Genomic DNA, 17,885 nt, shown 5'->3' with positions numbered 1-17,885 from the left:
ACCGTCGTGTCCGTTTCAGATTCCGGGCCCGCCGCTGTGCACGTTCACCCACTGCGGCGGGCCCCGGGGCTGACGTTCCGTGCGTTCGTTAGCATGGGGCCGTGTACTTGATTGGGTTGACCGGCGGGATCGCATCGGGGAAGAGCACCGTGGCCAAGCGCTTCGGCGAGCACGGCGCAGTGGTGATCGACGCCGACCAGCTGGCCAGAGCGGCCGTCGCACCGGGCACGGATGCGCTGGCGCACGTGATCGAGGTCTTCGGAGACGAGGTCGCCAACGCCGACGGCAGCCTCAACCGGGCGGCCCTCGGCGCCATCGTCTTCGGCAACCCGGCGGCGCTCAACCTGCTCAACCAGATCGTGCACCCCGCCGTAAGAGCCCTGTCCGCGCAGGCCATCGACGCGGCCGAGCGGGCCAACCCGCATGTCGTCGTGGTCTACGACGTGCCCCTGCTGGTCGAGGCCTCCGTCGGCCACCCCTTCGACCTCATCGTCGTCGTGCACGCCGATGCCGAAACCCGGGTGCGCCGCATGGTGGAGCTGCGCGGCATGAACGAAGCCGACGCGCGCAGCCGCATCGCCGCGCAGGCCGGGGACGACGAGCGCCTGGCCGTGGCCGACGCCGTCATCGACTCGACCGGGTCCCTCGACGCCACCCTCAGCCAGGTGGACAGGCTGTGGAAACGCAAGCTGCGTTCCCAACACGACGCCCACCCGGAGGCGACCGAGGCGGCCGCCGACCCGAGTGTCGGTGGGGCTCCTTAGACTGGAAGCATGGAAGCTACCCGTTCCGTTCACCCCTTCGAGGTCGTGAGCGAATACACCCCCAGTGGTGACCAGCCCGGTGCCATCGCCGAGCTGGCCGGCCGCATCAACGCCGGTGAGACCGACATCGTGCTGCTCGGCGCCACCGGCACCGGCAAGTCCGCGACCACGGCGTGGTTGATCGAGCAGGTGCAGCGTCCGACGCTGGTCCTTGCGCACAACAAGACCCTGGCCGCCCAACTCGTCAACGAATTCCGCGAGCTGATGCCCAACAACGCGGTCGAATACTTCGTCTCCTACTACGACTACTACCAGCCTGAGGCCTACGTTCCGCAGACGGACACCTTCATCGAGAAGGACTCCTCGATCAACGAAGAGGTGGAGCGGCTCCGGCACTCCACGACCAACTCACTGCTGAGCCGTCGCGACGTCATCGTCGTCTCCACGGTGTCGTGCATCTACGGCCTCGGCACCCCGGAGGGGTACCTCGAGGCCATGGTGGCCCTGCAGGTGGGCCAGAAGGTCGACCGGGACTGGCTGATCCGCAAGTTCGTGGCCATGCAGTACCAGCGCAACGACATCGACTTCTCCCGCGGTCACTTCAGGGTGCGCGGCGACACCATCGAGATCATCCCGATGTATGAAGAGCTCGCCATCCGAATCGAGATGTTCGGCGACGAGATCGAGGCGCTGTACAGCCTGCATCCGCTCACGGGCGATGTCGTCAAGAAACTCGATGCCGTCTCGGTCTTCCCCGGGTCGCACTATGTCGCCAGCACTGATGTCATGCAGCGGGCGATGGGCACCATCCAGGAGGAACTGGCCGAACGACTGGGTCAGCTGGAACGCGAGGGCAAGCTGCTGGAGGCTCAACGCCTGCGGATGCGCACCTCGTTCGACCTGGAGATGATGGAGCAGATCGGGTTCTGCTCCGGCATCGAGAACTACTCACGCCACATCGACGGGCGGAGCGCGGGGGAGCCCGGGCACTGCCTGCTGGATTACTTCCCCGACGACTTCCTCGTCGTCATCGACGAATCCCATGTCACCGTGCCGCAGATCGGCGCCATGTACGAGGGCGACTCGTCCCGGAAGCGCACTCTCGTCGAGCACGGCTTCCGCCTGCCCAGCGCGCTGGACAACCGGCCGCTCAAATGGAACGAGTTCAAGGACCGGGTCGGCCAGACCGTGTACCTCTCGGCTACGCCGGGCAAGTACGAGATGGGCATCGCCGACGGCATCGTCGAGCAGATCATCCGCCCGACCGGCCTCGTCGACCCGCAGATCATCGTCAAGCCCTCCGCCGGTCAGATCGACGACCTGCTCGAACAGATCCGGGTGCGCGTCGGGCTCAACGAGCGGGTGCTCGTCACCACGCTGACCAAGAAGATGGCCGAGGAACTCACCGACTTCCTCACCGAAGCCGGCGTGCGCGTGCGATACCTGCACTCCGACGTCGACACCCTGCGCCGGGTGGAGTTGCTCACCGAACTGCGCCAGGGCGTCTACGACGTGCTCGTAGGCATCAACCTGCTCCGCGAGGGCCTCGACCTGCCCGAGGTGTCCCTGGTGGCCATCCTCGACGCCGACAAGGAAGGCTTCCTGCGGTCGTCGACCTCACTGATCCAGACCATCGGCCGTGCCGCCCGGAACGTGTCCGGTGAGGTGCACATGTACGCCGACCGGATCACCGACTCGATGGCCAGGGCCATCGACGAGACCGACCGCAGGCGCGAGAAGCAGGTGGAGTACAACACCCTGCACGGGATCGACCCCACGCCGCTCCGCAAGCGCATCGCCGACATCACGGATGTCCTCGCCCGCGAGGAGGCCGACACCGCAGAGCTCCTGGCCGGTCGCGACGCCCGGCGTCGCAGCCCCACTCCCTCGATGCGTAAGGGCTTGGCCGCGAACGGCGCCAACGACCTCGAGTCGATCATCGCCGACCTCAACGCCCAGATGCTCGAGGCCGCCGGCGAACTCAAGTTCGAGTTGGCCGGACGACTTCGCGACGAGGTGTCCGAACTCAAGCGCGAACTCCGCCAGATGGAGAAGGCCGGGCACCTGGCCTGATCGGGCCCCACCCGGGCCGCCCGGGCCCTGCAGGAGCCCCGGCGGGGCCCGGCAGGAGCGCGGGTGGCACTGGAGTGTCGGTGGCACTGCATAGACTCGAATGGTGTCAATTTCAGAGGTAGAGCACGGCTCTCAACTCAGCGTCCGTGGTGCTCGCGTGCACAATCTGCACAACGTCAACCTGGACATCCCGCGCGATTCGCTCGTGGTGTTCACAGGTCTATCGGGGTCGGGCAAGTCTTCGCTCGCCTTCGATACAATTTTCGCGGAGGGGCAACGACGGTACGTCGAGTCGCTGTCGGCGTACGCCCGCCAGTTCCTCGGTCAGGTCGACCGGCCCGACGTCGACTTCATCGAGGGCCTCAGCCCCGCGGTGTCCATCGACCAGAAGTCCACCAACCGCAACCCGCGGTCCACGGTGGGCACCATCACCGAGATCTACGACTACATGCGTCTGCTCTGGGCGCGCATCGGCGTGCCGCACTGCGCCGTCTGCGGCGAGGTCATCCAGTCACAGACCGTGCAGCAGATCGCCGACCAGCTCATGGAGCTGGAGACCGGGGTGCGGTACCAGATCCTCAGTCCCGTCGTCTCGCAGAAGAAGGGCGAGTTCGTCGACCTGTTCAAGGAGCTCGCCGCCGGCGGGTACTCCCGCGCCATGGTCGACGGCACCCAGATCCAGCTCAACGAACCGCCGATCCTCAAGAAGCAGCTCAAGCACGACATCTCCGTCGTCGTCGACCGCCTGGTCGCCGGCCCCGACCTGCTCAGCCGGCTCACCGACTCGCTGGAGACGGCTCTCAAGCTCACCGACGGGCTCGTGCAGATCAACTTCGTCGACCTCACCGGCGACGAGGCCTGGCAGAGCTACTCCGAGAAGCTCTCCTGCCCGAACAACCACCCGGTGCAGCTGACCGAGATCGAACCTCGCACCTTCTCCTTCAACGCCCCGTTCGGCGCCTGCCCCGAGTGCTCCGGCCTGGGCACGCGCATGTCGGTCGACGAGGACCTGCTGCTGGGCGACCCCGATCTCAGCATCGCTGAGGGCGTCGTTCTGCCCTGGACCACCCAGGGCAAGGGCCTGTTCCAGTACTACGAGAAGCTTCTCGACGGCCTGGCCCGCGACCTCAAGTTCAAGCTCACCACCCCCTGGAAGAAGCTGAGCGACGAGGTGCGCACCGCCGTCATGCGCGGCGACAACTTCGAGGTCAAGGTCAAGTGGAAGAACCGCTACGGCCGGGAGATGAGCTACACCTCCGGCTTCGAGGGCGTCGTTCCTTACATCGAACGGCAGTTCCTCCAGGCCGAGACCGACTCCCAGCGCCAGCGGTGGGGCGAATACCTGCGCGAGGTCGCCTGCCCGGTCTGCGACGGAACCCGACTCAAGCCCGAGGTCCTCGCCGTGCTCGTGCACGACATGAGCATCGCCGACATCTGCAGCCTCAGCCTCAGCGAGGCCCGTGACTTCATGGACAAGCTCGAATTGACCGACCGTGAGAAGACCATCGCCGCGCAGGTGCTGCGCGAGATCAAGGTGCGCCTGGACTTCCTGCTCCGGGTGGGCCTGAACTACCTGAGCCTGGCCCGTGCCGCCGGAACGCTGTCCGGCGGCGAGGCGCAGCGGATCCGCCTCGCGACCCAGATCGGGTCGGGCCTCACAGGCGTGCTCTACGTGCTCGACGAGCCCAGCATCGGCCTGCACCAGCGTGACAACCGGCGTCTGATCGAGACGCTGGTGGCGCTGCGCGACCTCGGCAACACCCTCATCGTCGTCGAACACGACGAGGACACCATCAAGACGGCCGACTGGGTCGTGGACATCGGACCGGGCGCCGGCGTCAACGGCGGCCATGTGGTGCACTCCGGCTCGTATGCGGACCTGCTCACCAACACCAAGTCGCTCACCGCCGACTACCTGTCCGGCCGCAAGTCGATCGCCACGCCCGCGACCCGTCGCCCGCTCGACCCCGAGCGGGAGATCACGGTCGTCGGCGCCGAGGCGAACAACCTCCGCAAGGTCACCGTCAAATTCCCGCTGGGCGTCTTCACCGCCGTCACCGGCGTGAGCGGATCCGGCAAGTCCTCCCTGGTCAACGATGTGCTCTACCGGGTGCTCGCGAACCGGCTCAACGGTGCCCGCAAGCTGCCAGGGAAGCACAGCAAGGTGACCGGTCTCGACCAGCTCGACAAGGTCATCCACGTCGACCAGGCCCCGATCGGGCGCACGCCCCGCTCCAACCCCGCCACCTACACCGGGGTCTTCGACAAGATCCGCACACTCTTCGCCGAGACCATGGAGGCCAAGGCGCGCGGCTACCTGCCCGGCCGGTTCAGCTTCAACGTCAAGGGCGGCCGCTGCGAAGCGTGCTCCGGCGACGGCACCATCAAGATCGAGATGAACTTCCTGCCCGACGTGTACGTGGCCTGCGAGGTCTGCGGGGGAGCGCGCTACAACCGCGACACCCTCACCGTGCACTACAAGGGCAAGAACATCGCCGAGGTCCTGGACATGCCGATCAGCGAGGCGGCCGAGTTCTTCGAGCCGATCTCGGCGATCCACCGTTTCCTCAAGACCCTGGTCGAGGTCGGCCTGGGCTACGTGCGGCTGGGCCAGAGCGCCACGACCCTCTCGGGCGGCGAGGCCCAGCGGGTCAAGCTGGCCACCGAACTGCAGCGCCGCTCCAACGGTCGCAGCGTCTACGTTCTCGACGAGCCCACCACCGGCCTGCACTTCGAGGACGTGCGTAAGCTCTTGCTGGTGCTGAACAGCCTCGTCGACAAGGGCAACACCGTCATCGTGATCGAGCACAACCTCGACGTCATCAAGTCGGCGGACTGGGTCATCGACCTCGGTCCGGAGGGCGGCTCCGGCGGCGGCAAGGTGCTCGCGACCGGCACCCCCGAGCATGTCGCCTCGGTCAAGACGAGTCACACCGGAATGTTCCTGAAGGAGGTCCTCGCCGCACGGTAGGCAGAGGAACACAATGTCTGACGCACTGAGCTATCGCCCCAAGCCCGGGGAGATTCCCACCGAACCCGGTGTGTACAGGTTCCGCGACGCCTCCGGGCGGGTGCTCTACGTGGGCAAGGCCAAGAACCTCAGGGCCCGGCTGAGCAACTATTTCGCGCCGCTGAGCAGCCTGCACGAGCGCACCCGCCGGATGGTCACCACGGCGACCAGCGTCGAATGGACGACGGTCGGCACCGAGGTCGAGGCCCTGCAACTGGAGTGGACCTGGATCAACGAGTTCGATCCGCCGTTCAACGTGCAGTTCAAGGACGACAAGTCCTACCCGTACCTCGCGGTGACGCTGGCCGACGAGGCCCCACGGGCCCTGGTGACCCGCACCACGGGCATCAAGGGCGCACGGTATTTCGGTCCGTACCCCAAGGTCTGGGCCGTGCACGAGACGATCGACCTGATGCTCAAGGCGTTCCCGATCCGCACCTGCAACAACGCCAACTACAAACGCGCCATGCAGTCGGGCAAGCCCTGCTTCGCCGGTCAGATCGGTCGCTGCTTCGGCCCTTGCTCGGGCACGGTCAGCATCGAGGAGCACCGGACGATCGTCAACGGTTTCGTCAGCTTCATGGGCAGCCAGGACCGCAAACTCATCAACAGCCTGACGGCGCAGATGAAAGAGGCCTCGCTCGCCCAGGACTACGAGCTGGCCGCCCGGCGTCGCGATCAGGTCAAGGCGCTCGACGCCGTGCTCGAGAAGAGCGCCGTGGTGCTGCGCGACAACGTCGACATCGACCTGTTCGCGATCGAGCAGGACGAACTGGCCGCGGCCGTTCAGCTGTTCATCGTGCGCGGCGGACGCATCCGCGGTGTGCGCGGCTGGGTCGTCGACAAGGAACTCGACCTGAGCATGAGCGAGCTGATCGACTCGATCATGCAGACCGCCTACACGGGCGACGCCCGGCCGCCCCGGGAGATCGTGGTGCCGGAGCTGCCCGACGACGCCGACGCCCTCGAGGGTTGGCTGGGCGGCATCGCGAACCGCAAGGTGCGGCTCGTGGCCGCCCAGCGTGGCGAGAAGGCGGCGCTGCTCGCCACGGCGACCCAGAACGCCAAGCAGGCGCTGATGCTCTACAAGACCCGGCGCAGCTCGGACTTCGTGGCCAGGTCGAAGGCGCTCGAGGACCTGCAGGAGGCCCTCGGCATGGAGTCGGCGCCGTTGCGCATGGAGTGCTACGACGTCTCCCACCTCGGCGGCACGAATATCGTCGCGTCCATGGTGGTCTTCGAAGACGGCCTGCCGCGCAAGGACGAGTACCGCCGGTTCGGGGTGCCGGAGTCCACCGACGACACCGACTCGCTCTACCGGGTGCTCACCCGGCGGCTGGCCTACCTGGTGCCGGACGGCAGCACCCCGGAGGCGTTGCCGACGGGCGGGGTCATCACGGTCGACGGCGAGGCGGCCGGTCTCACCCCTCCCGCCGAAGCTCCGTCCCCGGACGAGGCCGAGGACGAGGCCGGCAACGGCGGCGCCGCGAAACGGAAGAAATTCCGTTACCAGCCGAACCTGCTCATCGTGGACGGCGGCCAGCCCCAGGTCGCCGCGGCCGCTCGCGCCCTGAGGGAATCCGGCGTCGAAGGCATCACCCTGTGCGGCATCGCCAAGAGGCTGGAGGAGATCTGGCTGCCGGACTCCGACTACCCGGTCATCCTGCCGCGCAACAGCGACGCCCTCTTCCTCATCCAGCGGATCCGGGACGAAGCACACCGGTTCGCGATCACCCACCAACGGGCCCGGCGCAAACGTGACATCAACACCATCCTGGGCGAAATCCCCGGCCTCGGCCCCACCCGCATCAAGGTCCTGCTCGCTCACTTCGGTTCGGTTGCCAAGCTCAGGGAGGCCTCGGTGGACTCCATCGCCGAGATCCGCGGCATCGGACCGGCCCTAGCGGAGGGTATCCACCGGCACCTGCGCGCCTGAGCAGGCCACCGGTCGATAAGCTGGACATTCACTCACTTCGACCGAAGGCGCAATCCAGCATGAGCACGGAGACCCAGAAGCAGGAGATGCTCATTGTCACGGGCATGTCAGGCGCCGGACGATCGACCGTGGCGAACGCGCTCGAGGACCTCGGCTGGTACGTCGTCGACAACCTGCCCCCGCAGATGCTCAGACCGCTCGTCGAGCTCGTCGGCCGAGCCGGCACCAACCTGCCCAAGATCGCCGCCGTCGTCGACATCCGCGGCCGGGACTTCTTCGGCGATTTCCAAGAACTCGTCCAGGCATTGCGCAGCGGCACCCAGGTCAGGGTGATCTTCCTCGAGGCTCGCGACGACGTGCTCGTGCGCCGGTTCGAGGCCGTGCGCCGGCCGCACCCGCTGCAGGGGGAGGGCACGATCCTCGACGGGATCTCCGCCGAACGCACCCGCCTGGCCGTCGTTCGCGAGTCCTGCGACATCGTCATCGACACCTCCGACCTCAATATCCACCAGCTGGCCACCACCATCACCGAACGCTTCGCCGCGGAGAACGCGGCCGGGCTGCACCTCACCGTGATGAGCTTCGGGTTCAAGTACGGCCTCCCCACCGACGTCGACATGGTCGCCGACGCCCGCTTCCTGCCCAATCCGTTCTGGATCCCCGAACTGCGCCCGCACACCGGGCTCGACCCCGAGGTCAGCGACTACGTGCTCGGCCAGGAAGGCGCGCGCGAATTCATCGACGCGTATGCCGCCGCCGTGCGCCCGGTGCTGGCCGGGTACCAGCGGGAGAACAAGCGTCATGCCACCATCGCCATCGGCTGCACGGGCGGCAAGCACCGCTCGGTGGCCATGGCACGGGAACTGGCCGGGCTGCTCCAAGAATTTCCCGGCGTCGCGGTGAGCCTCAAGCACCGCGACCTCGGACGAGAATAACGGCAGGCCCGCCGTCGACCACGACGGCAGGCCCGAACAACAGAATGGAAATGACGATTGGCACTCACCATCGACGTCAAAGATGAACTAGCACGCGTCGAGGTTTCGAAGACCACGGTCCGGGCGGCCGAACTGGCCACGATCCTGCGATTCTCCGGTGGTCTGCACATGATCTCCGGCCGCATCGCCATCGAGTCGGAACTCGACACCGCCCTGCTGGCCCGGAGGGTACGCAAGGACCTCGCCGAGCTCTACGGCGTCCGCAGCGACGTCTCCGTGATCACGGCCTCCGGCCTGCGCCGCACCAACCACTACCTCGTCCGGGTGCTCGAGGGCGGCGAGACCCTCGCGCGACAGACCGGCCTGCTCGATGCCCGACGCCGCCCGATCCGCGGCCTGCCCAACCGACTGACCACCGGGTCCAAGGACGAGATCGCGGCCGTCTGGCGCGGTGCGTTTCTCGCGGCCGGCTCACTGACCGATCCCGGCCGCTCGGCCGCGCTCGAGGTCGTCTGCCCGGGCAACGAGGCCGCCATGGCCATCGTGGGCGCGGCCGGACGCCTCGGCATCGTCGCGAAGGCGCGCGAGGTGCGCGGTGTGCACCGCGTCGTCATCCGTGACGGTGACGCCATCGGCGCCATGCTCGTGCAGATGGGCGCCCAGGAGACCGTGCTCAACTGGGAGGCCCTGCGGCAGCGCCGCGAGGTGCGCGCCACCGCGAACCGCCTGGTCAACTTCGACGACGCCAACCTCCGCCGCTCCGCGCAGGCCGCCGTCGCCGCCTGCGCCCGCGTGGATAGGGCCATGGAGATCCTCGGAGACGACATCCCCGAGCACCTGCGGTATGCGGGGGAGCTGCGGCTGTCGTTCCGCGACTCCAGCCTCGACGAGCTCGGTCACCACGCCGACCCGCCGATGACCAAGGACGCCGTCGCCGGGCGCATCCGCCGGCTGCTCGCGATGGCCGACAAGAAGGCCGTCGACCTCGGGATCCCCGGCACCGACGCGAACCTGCCCGCTGACCTCGACGACGTGTGAGGGACTAACGTCCCCTATCCACCTGAGTAGACTAAAAAGGTCACTTACAGTGCAGGTGGCGGGAGAAATCCTGCCGCCGCCACATAAATGAGGAGATATGAGCTATGGCCGAATACACCCTGCCTGAACTGGCTTACGACTACTCGGCTCTCGCGCCGAGCATCAGCGGCACCATCATGGAACTCCACCACAGCAAGCACCACCAGGCGTACGTCACCGGCGCCAACACGGCCCTGGCCCAGCTGGCGGAGGCCCGCGATTCCGGCAGCCTCGGCTACGTCAACAAGCTGGAAAAGGACCTCGCGTTCAACCTCGGCGGACACGTCAACCACTCGATCTTCTGGACCAACATGTCCCCGAACGGCGGCGACAAGCCCATCGGCGAACTCGCCAGCGCCATCGATGACTTCTTCGGCTCCTTCGACAAGTTCCAGGCGCACTTCGCGGCGACCGCGATGGGCGTACAGGGCTCCGGCTGGTCGGTGCTCGCGTGGGACTCGATCGGGCAGCGCCTGATCATCCAGCAGTTCTTCGACCAGCAGGCCAACTTCGCTGCCGGCACCGTTCCCGTGCTCATGCTCGACGTCTGGGAGCACGCGTACTACCTCGACTACCAGAACGTTCGTGCCGACTACGTGAAGGCATTTTGGAACATCGTCGACTGGGAAAACGTGCAGGCCCGCTTCCTCGCCGCCCAGGAGAAGACCAACGGCCTGCTGCTACTCTCGTAGCGCTCATCGGCCCACAGGCCGCCCCCACCACTTTCGCTTTTTTCATCCCCACCACCGGCGCCACACGCGCCATCAATAACAGGAGTCATTCGTGTCTGTAAAGATTGGCATTAACGGATTTGGCCGCATCGGCCGCAACTACCTGCGCGCCGCACTGGCCCAGGGCAGCGACATCGAGATCGTTGCAGTCAACGACCTCACCGACACCAAGACGCTGGCCCACCTCCTCAAATACGACTCCATCACGGGTCGTCTGGACGCCACCGTCTCCGTCGAGGGCGACTCGATCCTCGTCAACGGCAAGCCGATCAAGGTTCTCGCCGAGCGCGACCCGGCCAACCTGCCCTGGGGCGCCCTGGGCGTCGACATCGTGATCGAGTCCACCGGTCGCTTCACCAAGGCCGACGACGCACGCAAGCACATCACCGCCGGTGCCAAGAAGGTCATCGTCTCCGCTCCCGCCACCGGCGATGTTGCGACGATCGTCATGGGCGTCAACGAGGAGACGTACGACTCCGCGAAGTTCGACATCATCTCGAACGCCTCCTGCACCACCAACTGCCTCGCACCGCTGGCCAAGGTCTTCAACGACAACTTCGGCATCAAGAGCGGCCTGATGACCACCATCCACGCGTACACCGCAGACCAGAACCTGCAGGACGGCCCGCACAGCGACCTCCGTCGTGCCCGCGCCGCCGCCGTCAACATCATCCCGACGTCGACCGGTGCCGCCAAGGCCCTCGGCATCGTGCTCCCCGAGCTCGCCGGCAAGCTTGACGGCTTCGCCCTGCGCGTACCCGTGCCCACCGGTTCCATCACCGACCTCACCGTCGTCGCCGAGAAGCCGGTCACGGTCGAGGCCATCAAGGCCGCCTACAAGGCAGCAGCAGAGGGCCCCCTCAAGGGCATCCTGATGTACACCGAAGACGAGATCGTCTCCAGCGACATCGTCACCGACCCGCACTCCTCGATCTTCGACGCCGGCCTGCTGCGCGTCCTGGGCGACCAGGTCAAGCTGTCCTCCTGGTACGACAACGAGTGGGGCTACTCCAACCGCATGGTTGACCTCACCGAGTTCGTCGCCGAGCGTCTCTAACTAGGGGACTCGCAGTGACGCTTCGCACTATCGAATCGCTGGGATCGCTCCACGGCAAGCGCGTCATCGTTCGGTGTGATCTGAACGTTCCGTTGAAAGACGGCCAGATCACCGACGATGGCCGTGTGCGGGCGTCCCTGCCCACCCTCAAGGCCTTGGTCGAACAGGGCGCCCGTCTGGTGATCGTTTCTCACCTCGGGCGCCCCGACGGCCAGGTCAACCCCAAGTACAGCCTCGCGCCGGTAGCGGCACGCCTGGCTGAACTGATCGGTTCCCCCGTGGCATTCGCCACGGACACCGTCGGCGAATCCGCCCAGGCCGCCGTCGCGGCCCTGGCGGACGGCGACATCGTCGTTCTGGAGAACCTCCGCTTCAACGCGGGGGAGACCAGCAAGGTCGACGCAGAGCGGGTGGCGTTCGCCACCGAGCTCTCCGCCCTCGGCGATGCCCTCGTCTCCGACGGCTTCGGTGTCGTGCACCGCAAGCAGGCCAGCGTCTTCGACCTGGCCCAGATCCTGCCGAGCGCCGCCGGCCTGCTCATCGCAGCAGAGCTCGACGTGCTCGACCGCCTCACCGAGAAGCCGGAGGCGCCGTACACGGTGATCCTCGGCGGCTCGAAGGTTTCGGACAAGCTCGGCGTCATCGGACACCTGCTTCCGCGGGTGAACTCGCTGCTCATCGGCGGCGGCATGCTCTTCACCTTCCTCGCGGCCCAGGGCCACAAGGTCGGCGCGAGCCTGCTCGAGGTCGACCAGATCGAAACCGTGCGCGGTTACCTCGCCGAGGCCGAGCGCCTCGGCGTCAAGATCGTGCTGCCGACGGACGTCGTCGTCGCCTCCAAGTTCGGGGCAGACGCCGAGTACGTCACCACGCCGGCCGATCAGATCGAGGACACCCCGTTCGGCGCTGCCGGCCTGGGCCTGGACATCGGACCGGACACGGCCGCTGCGTTCGCAGCGATCATCCGTGAGTCGAAGACCGTCTTCTGGAACGGCCCCATGGGCGTGTTCGAGCTGGCACCCTTCGCCGACGGCACCCGCACGGTTGCCGCCGCTCTGACCGAGGTCAACGGACTCAGCGTCGTCGGTGGAGGAGACTCCGCCGCCGCAGTTCGCATCCTCGGTTTCAACGATGACCAGTTCGGTCATATTTCTACCGGCGGTGGCGCCAGCCTCGAGTTCCTCGAGGGCAAGCGACTGCCAGGACTGGAGGTCCTCGGATGGCAGTAAACACGCGTGTCCCACTGATCGCGGGCAACTGGAAGATGAACCTGGACCACCTCCAGGCCATCGCGTTCGTCCAGAAGCTCGCCTGGAGCCTCAAGGACGCCGGCCACGACTTCACCTCCACCGAGGTCGCCGTGTTCCCGCCCTTCACCGACCTCCGCAGCGTGCAGACGCTCGTGGCGGCCGACAAGCTGCCGCTGGCATACGGCGGACAGGACGTCTCCACCCAGGAGTCCGGCGCATACACGGGTGAGATCTCGGCGGCGTTCCTGGCCGCACTCGAGTGCCAGTACGTGCTCATCGGTCACTCCGAGCGACGCACCCTGCACAACGAGACCGACGAGGTCGTCGCCGCCAAGGTGACCGCAGCGTTGAAGCACAACCTGGTTCCGATCATCTGCGTCGGCGAAACCGCCGCGGACCTCGAGCTGCACGGCCCCAGCGCAGTTCCCGTCGCACAGTTGAAGGCAGCCCTCGCGGGTGTCGACAACGCCGCTGACATCGTTGTGGCGTACGAGCCGGTCTGGGCCATCGGCTCCGGCCAGGCCGCAACTCCCGACCAGGCCGAACAGGTCGCTGCAGCGCTCCGGACGACCCTCGCCGAGGTGCTCGGCCAGGACGTCGCGGACAAGACCCGGATCCTCTACGGTGGTTCGGTCAAGGGCGTCAACATCGCCGGTTTCATGAAGGAACCGAACGTCGACGGCGCCCTGGTCGGCGGTGCGAGCCTCGACATCACCGAGTTCTCGAGCATCGTCCGGTTCCAGAAGCACGTCGGACTGTAACGAACGCCCGCCACATCCCCCACTCGGGGGGTGCGGCGGGTTTCGTTTTGCCGTCAGGCTATAATTGCCAGTGGTCTTGGTGGAGCTCTAGCGCCCATCGTTTTGTGAAAGGTTTCGCGTGGAGATTCTCCAGGTTGTATTGCAGGTTCTGCTCGGTATCACGAGCCTCCTGCTCACTATGCTCATTTTGCTCCACAAGGGGCGCGGCGGCGGGCTGTCCGACATGTTCGGCGGCGGCGTCACCTCCAACCTTGGCGCCTCCGGCGTCGCCGAACGGAACCTCAACCGCATCACCATCATCCTGGCCGTGTTGTGGATCTCCTGCATCGTCGTGCTCGGCCTGATCACCAAATTCGATACCGGCGCGTAGCCTGACGGCTGCCGCCCGCCCGCTCACCAGCGGACCGGGCCGGCAACCAGGGCTACGGCACCAGCTCGCGACACCGTCGCATCCGGTCACCCACGGCGCGACCGGACCAGCAGCAGACAACCTGAACCAGCCGAACAGTTTTCAAGCGGAGGAACACAATGGCATCTGGCGGAAGCGCTATTCGCGGCTCGCGAGTCGGAGCGGGCCCCATGGGCGAGCAGGACCGTGGTTTCCACGCCGATCGCATCCGGGTCTCCTACTGGGACGCCCTCGGCAACGAGACGGTGCGTTACTTCGCCGCGAACCTGCCCGACGAGGAAATCCCCGACACCATCGACTGCCCGTCCTCGGGTCTGCCCGCTGGCCGGGACAAGGAGAACCCGCCGTCGGTGGTCAAGCTCGAGCCCTACAAGACCCACCTGGCCTACGTCAAGGAGCGTCGCACCGAGGAAGAGGCCGAGTCCCTCCTCGAGGAGGCCCTCCAGCAGCTCCGGGTGCGTCGCGGGAAGCTCAGCGCCACCAACTGACTGAGGTGGGCAACGGCCCATCGCACAGCGCGCAGGCAATACAGAAAGCGCATCGGTTCCTCGGAACCGATGCGCTTTTGTTCTGCCTGGAGTCGCCTACTGCGGCTGCTCGATCAGGTTCTCCGGGACCTCGGCGGCCGCCTCTCCGTCCACGAAGAAGTCCGTGTAGTGCCGGCCACGGATGCCCGCAACGGGCACCTCGTCACGGCTGGCGCCGGCCAGGGCGAGGCCGAGGGCCGATGCCTTGTCGGGACCGGAGACCACAAGCCAGATGCGCTCGGACGAGTTGATTACCCAGCGGGTGAGGCTCAGACGTTCGGGCGGCGGCTTGGGTGAGTTCAGCACCGCGATGACCGTGAGGTCGTTCTCCCGGATACCCTGCATGTGCGGGAACAGGGAAGCGATGTGACCGTCCGGACCGACGCCGAGGAACGTGACGTCGAACTGCGGCACCGTGGACTCCGGGGCGGCCATCGACTTGAGCTCGGCCGCATATCGATCAGCGGCCGCATCGATGTCCAGGCCCTCGTCGGACGCGGGGAACGCGTGCACGTTGCCGGCCGGAATATCGATGTGGTCGAGCAGGGCCGCGCGGGCCTGCCCCTCGTTGCGGTCGGCATGACCCCGGGGGACCCAACGCTCGTCGCCCCACCAGACGTCGATCTTGGACCAGTTCACGCTGTCACGGTCGGGGGAGGCGTTGATGGCCTCCAGCACACCGGTCCCGACGCTTCCGCCGGTGAGCACGACATGCGCGTGGCCCTGTTCGTGCAGGATGTCGGCCATCTTGGTGAGGAACCGCGTGGCGACGGACTCGATGAGCGCCGCCTTGTCGTCGTGTACGAGTACACGCCTGTCGTGTGTCATGAGTGACCTCCGGTCGGTGTGGTGGCGCCCGTGAGCTGCGGCAGGCCACGCGTGATGACCTCGCCGTACAGTTCGTCGGGGTCGAGGCGGCGGAGTTCGTCGCTCAGGCAATCCCGCAGGCTGCGGCGCTTGAGCGTCAGATCCTGCACCGGCTGGCCCGGCTGGGTCAGCGTGGCGATTCCGGGGACCTCGCGCTCCAGGGAGATGACACCGGATGCGCGGGTGAGGTGCACGCCGCGGATCCCGTTCGAGTTCTCACCCGAGGTGAGTTCGTAGTCCACGGGTACCTGCAGCTGCAGCTGCAGCCAGGCCGCGAGCAGGGTCGTGGAGGGGGAGTCGGCCGCCCCCGTCACGGACACGGCGGTGATGGACTCGTAGGGTGGCTGGTCGAGCACCGCGGCGAGCTGGGCCCGCCAGAGCGTCAGACGCGTCCAGGCGAAGTCGGTGTCGCCGGGGCGGTACGTCGAGCAGATCCGGGTGAGCGCGGCCTGCGGGTCGTCCTGCGCCGACGCATCCGTGATGCGACGGTACGCGATGCGGCCCAGGGGCGACTCGGCGGGCACCTCAGGCGCCTCACCGGGCCACCAGGCCACGACTGGGGCGTCGGGGAGCAGCAGGCCGGTGACCAGGCTCTCCGGGTCGCTGGCGGCGTCACCGTAGGCGCGCAGCACGATGACCTCGCTGGCGCCGGCGTCTCCGCCGACCCGGATCTCCGCGTCGACACGCGGGTCGCAGGCAGCGGCGCCGTCGGGCTGGGTCGACAGGACGATCACGCGCATGGGGTGTTCCCGGGAGGCGTCGTTGGCCGCTTCGATGGCCTCTTCCTCATGGCCGAGTTCGGCGGCGATGATGAGGGTGAGCACCCGGCCGAGTGCGACAGCGCCGCCCTCTTCCCGGATGCGCACGAGCGCCTTGGAAATCTTGGACGTGGTGGTGTCCGGCAGATCGACGATCATGGGCGTCTCCAGTTCCGGCCGTCTCGTGACAGCAGTTCGTCGGCTGATGCGGGCCCCCAGGTTCCGGGTCGGTACTGTTCCGGTTGACCCTGGGTTGCCCAGAATTCTTCGATGGGGTCGAGGATCTTCCACGATAGCTCGACCTCTTCGTGGCGGGGGAAGAGCGGCGGGTCGCCCAGCAGGACGTCCAGGATCAGGCGTTCGTACGCCTCGGGGCTGGCTTCGGTGAACGCGTGGCCGTAACCGAAGTCCATGGTCACGTCGCGCACCTGCATGCCGACACCGGGCACCTTGGATCCGAACCGGATGGTCACGCCCTCGTCGGGCTGCACCCGGATCACCAGGGCGTTCTCACCGAGAGCGGCCGTCTGGCTCTTCTCGAAGAGGTACTGGGGTGCTCGCTTGAACACCACAGCGATCTCCGTGACGCGGCGGCCCAGGCGCTTGCCGGCGCGCAGGTAGAACGGCACCCCGGACCAGCGTCGGGTATCGATCTCCAGGCGCAGGGCCGCGTACGTCTCCGTCAGCGACTCCGGGTTCATGCCGTCTTCTTCCAGGAAGCCGAGGATCTTCTCGCCACCCTGCCAGCCGCCGGCGTACTGTCCGCGGGCGGTGCCCGTGGCCAGGTCCTCCGGCAACCGTACGGAAGCGAGCACCTTCTCCTTCTCGGTGCGGAGGTCCGCGGCGTCGAAGGAGATCGGCTCCTCCATGGCGGTGAGCGCCAGGAGCTGCAGGAGGTGGTTCTGGATCACGTCGCGCGCCGCGCCGATGCCGTCGTAGTACCCGGCCCGGCCGCCGACGCCGATGTCCTCGGCCATGGTGATCTGCACGTGGTCGACGTAGTTGGCGTTCCAGATGGGTTCGTACAACTGGTTCGCGAAGCGCAGCGCGAGGATGTTCTGCACCGTCTCCTTACCCAGGTAGTGGTCGATGCGGAAGACGGAGTCGGCCGGGAAGACCGATTCGACGACGTCGTTGAGCTCGCGGGCGGTCTTCAGGTCGCTGCCGAAGGGCTTCTCGATGACGACGCGGCGCCACTGGCCGTTCTTCTGCTCGGCCAGACCGGAGCGACGCAGCTGCTCCGTGACCTGGGGGAACGCCTTGGGCGGGATCGACAGGTAGAACGCATGGTTGCCCATGGTTCCCCGCTCCCGGTCCAGTTCCTCGATGGTCTCCTTGAGGAGCTCGAAGGCCGCGTCGTCGTCGAAGGTTCCCGGGACGAACCGGATTCCCTCGGCCAGCTGCGCCCAGACATCTTCGTGGAACTCGGTGCGGGCGTACTCCTTGACGGAGTCGTGCACGACCTGCATGAAGTCCTGGTTGTCCCAGTCCCGGCGGGCGAACCCGACGAGAGCGAATCCAGGCGGCAAGAGGCCCCGGTTGGCGAGGTCGTAGACGGCGGGCATGAGTTTCTTCCGCGACAGGTCTCCGGTGACGCCGAAGATCACAAGGCTCGAGGGCCCCGCAATGCGATTCAGGCGGTAATCGGAGGGTGAACGCAACGGATTGAACTCCGGGGTGATTTCCACCGGGGACATGCAGCTCCTTAGAGGGTGACAGTGAACAGAAGC

15 protein-coding genes are annotated in these 17,885 nt (G+C 66.8%); 12 read left to right on the top strand and 3 right to left on the bottom strand.

The features are described 5' to 3' along the window. The first annotated feature begins 101 nt into the window (after positions 1-101). The 12 genes from coaE to PA27867_RS09105 all read left to right on the top strand — a co-directional run bounded on the left by coaE (position 102) and on the right by PA27867_RS09105 (position 14,491). Positions 102-764: a dephospho-CoA kinase gene (coaE, locus tag PA27867_RS09160; protein WP_066595545.1), complete on the top strand. Its 663-nt coding sequence runs from the start codon at positions 102-104 to the stop codon at positions 762-764. A gap of 9 nt (positions 765-773) precedes the next feature. Then, positions 774-2,837, top strand: coding sequence for an excinuclease ABC subunit UvrB (gene uvrB, locus PA27867_RS09155; protein ID WP_066595536.1), 2,064 nt, complete (start codon positions 774-776; stop codon positions 2,835-2,837). Between the two features lie 100 nt (positions 2,838-2,937). Beyond that, positions 2,938-5,808: an excinuclease ABC subunit UvrA gene (uvrA, locus tag PA27867_RS09150; protein ID WP_066595533.1), complete on the top strand. Its 2,871-nt coding sequence runs from the start codon at positions 2,938-2,940 to the stop codon at positions 5,806-5,808. 13 nt (positions 5,809-5,821) lie between these two features. Continuing rightward, positions 5,822-7,783 (top strand): excinuclease ABC subunit UvrC, encoded by a 1,962-nt coding sequence (uvrC, locus tag PA27867_RS09145; RefSeq protein WP_066595531.1) that lies wholly within the window; start codon positions 5,822-5,824, stop codon positions 7,781-7,783. A 59-nt stretch (positions 7,784-7,842) separates the two neighbouring features. Further along, on the top strand, positions 7,843-8,718 hold the full coding sequence (gene rapZ, locus PA27867_RS09140) for an RNase adapter RapZ (protein ID WP_066595529.1): 876 nt from the start codon (positions 7,843-7,845) through the stop codon (positions 8,716-8,718). A 57-nt stretch (positions 8,719-8,775) separates the two neighbouring features. Further along, positions 8,776-9,756: a DNA-binding protein WhiA gene (whiA, locus tag PA27867_RS09135; protein WP_066595520.1), complete on the top strand. Its 981-nt coding sequence runs from the start codon at positions 8,776-8,778 to the stop codon at positions 9,754-9,756. Positions 9,757-9,860: 104 nt separating this feature from the next. Further along, positions 9,861-10,487, top strand: coding sequence for a superoxide dismutase (locus PA27867_RS09130; RefSeq protein WP_066595513.1), 627 nt, complete (start codon positions 9,861-9,863; stop codon positions 10,485-10,487). Between the two features lie 91 nt (positions 10,488-10,578). Further along, positions 10,579-11,583 carry a type I glyceraldehyde-3-phosphate dehydrogenase gene (gene gap / locus PA27867_RS09125; protein WP_066595509.1) on the top strand — a complete coding sequence of 335 codons (1,005 nt, stop codon included), beginning with the start codon at positions 10,579-10,581 and terminating at the stop codon, positions 11,581-11,583. Between the two features lie 14 nt (positions 11,584-11,597). After that, entirely contained in the window at positions 11,598-12,812 is a 1,215-nt protein-coding gene (locus PA27867_RS09120; protein WP_066595506.1) for a phosphoglycerate kinase, read from the top strand. After that, positions 12,803-13,594, top strand: a complete 792-nt coding sequence (gene tpiA, locus PA27867_RS09115; protein WP_066595500.1) for a triose-phosphate isomerase — start codon at positions 12,803-12,805, stop codon at positions 13,592-13,594. The genes PA27867_RS09120 and tpiA overlap by 10 nt, the downstream gene beginning before the upstream one ends. Before the next feature lie 118 nt (positions 13,595-13,712). Beyond that, positions 13,713-13,964 carry a preprotein translocase subunit SecG gene (gene secG / locus PA27867_RS09110; RefSeq protein WP_066595498.1) on the top strand — a complete coding sequence of 84 codons (252 nt, stop codon included), beginning with the start codon at positions 13,713-13,715 and terminating at the stop codon, positions 13,962-13,964. Between the two features lie 158 nt (positions 13,965-14,122). Further along, positions 14,123-14,491, top strand: coding sequence for an RNA polymerase-binding protein RbpA (locus tag PA27867_RS09105; RefSeq protein ID WP_066595496.1), 369 nt, complete (start codon positions 14,123-14,125; stop codon positions 14,489-14,491). 96 nt (positions 14,492-14,587) lie between these two features. On the opposite strand, the gene pgl is transcribed toward PA27867_RS09105, so the two are convergent. The 3 genes from pgl to zwf are packed head-to-tail and all read right to left on the bottom strand — an operon-like array spanning position 14,588 to position 17,852. Then, positions 14,588-15,358, bottom strand: a complete 771-nt coding sequence (gene pgl / locus PA27867_RS09100) for a 6-phosphogluconolactonase (protein ID WP_066595495.1) — start codon at positions 15,356-15,358, stop codon at positions 14,588-14,590. Next, positions 15,355-16,314, bottom strand: coding sequence for a glucose-6-phosphate dehydrogenase assembly protein OpcA (locus tag PA27867_RS09095; protein ID WP_066595493.1), 960 nt, complete (start codon positions 16,312-16,314; stop codon positions 15,355-15,357). Before PA27867_RS09095 ends, pgl begins: the two co-directional genes overlap by 4 nt. After that, positions 16,311-17,852 (bottom strand): glucose-6-phosphate dehydrogenase, encoded by a 1,542-nt coding sequence (gene zwf, locus PA27867_RS09090; RefSeq protein ID WP_066595491.1) that lies wholly within the window; start codon positions 17,850-17,852, stop codon positions 16,311-16,313. The genes PA27867_RS09095 and zwf overlap by 4 nt, the downstream gene beginning before the upstream one ends. Positions 17,853-17,885: the final 33 nt, after the last annotated feature.

The sequence above is a fragment of the Cryobacterium arcticum genome, from assembly GCF_001679725.1.
Classification (GTDB): domain Bacteria; phylum Actinomycetota; class Actinomycetes; order Actinomycetales; family Microbacteriaceae; genus Cryobacterium; species Cryobacterium arcticum_A.
This window is presented reverse-complemented; position numbering and strand designations above follow the sequence as displayed.

Excerpts from the sequence above, each read along its gene's own strand:
- uvrC (WP_066595531.1), top strand. The coding sequence starts at position 5,822 with ATGTCTGACGCACTGAGCTATCGCCCCAAGCCCGGGGAGATTCCCACC.
- uvrB (WP_066595536.1), top strand. The coding sequence starts at position 774 with ATGGAAGCTACCCGTTCCGTTCACCCCTTCGAGGTCGTGAGCGAATAC.
- pgl (WP_066595495.1), bottom strand. The coding sequence starts at position 15,358 with ATGACACACGACAGGCGTGTACTCGTACACGACGACAAGGCGGCGCTC.
- tpiA (WP_066595500.1), top strand. The coding sequence starts at position 12,803 with ATGGCAGTAAACACGCGTGTCCCACTGATCGCGGGCAACTGGAAGATG.
- zwf (WP_066595491.1), bottom strand. The coding sequence starts at position 17,852 with ATGTCCCCGGTGGAAATCACCCCGGAGTTCAATCCGTTGCGTTCACCC.
- rapZ (WP_066595529.1), top strand. The coding sequence starts at position 7,843 with ATGAGCACGGAGACCCAGAAGCAGGAGATGCTCATTGTCACGGGCATG.
- uvrA (WP_066595533.1), top strand. The coding sequence starts at position 2,938 with ATGGTGTCAATTTCAGAGGTAGAGCACGGCTCTCAACTCAGCGTCCGT.
- PA27867_RS09095 (WP_066595493.1), bottom strand. The coding sequence starts at position 16,314 with ATGATCGTCGATCTGCCGGACACCACCACGTCCAAGATTTCCAAGGCG.
- PA27867_RS09130 (WP_066595513.1), top strand. The coding sequence starts at position 9,861 with ATGGCCGAATACACCCTGCCTGAACTGGCTTACGACTACTCGGCTCTC.
- PA27867_RS09105 (WP_066595496.1), top strand. The coding sequence starts at position 14,123 with ATGGCATCTGGCGGAAGCGCTATTCGCGGCTCGCGAGTCGGAGCGGGC.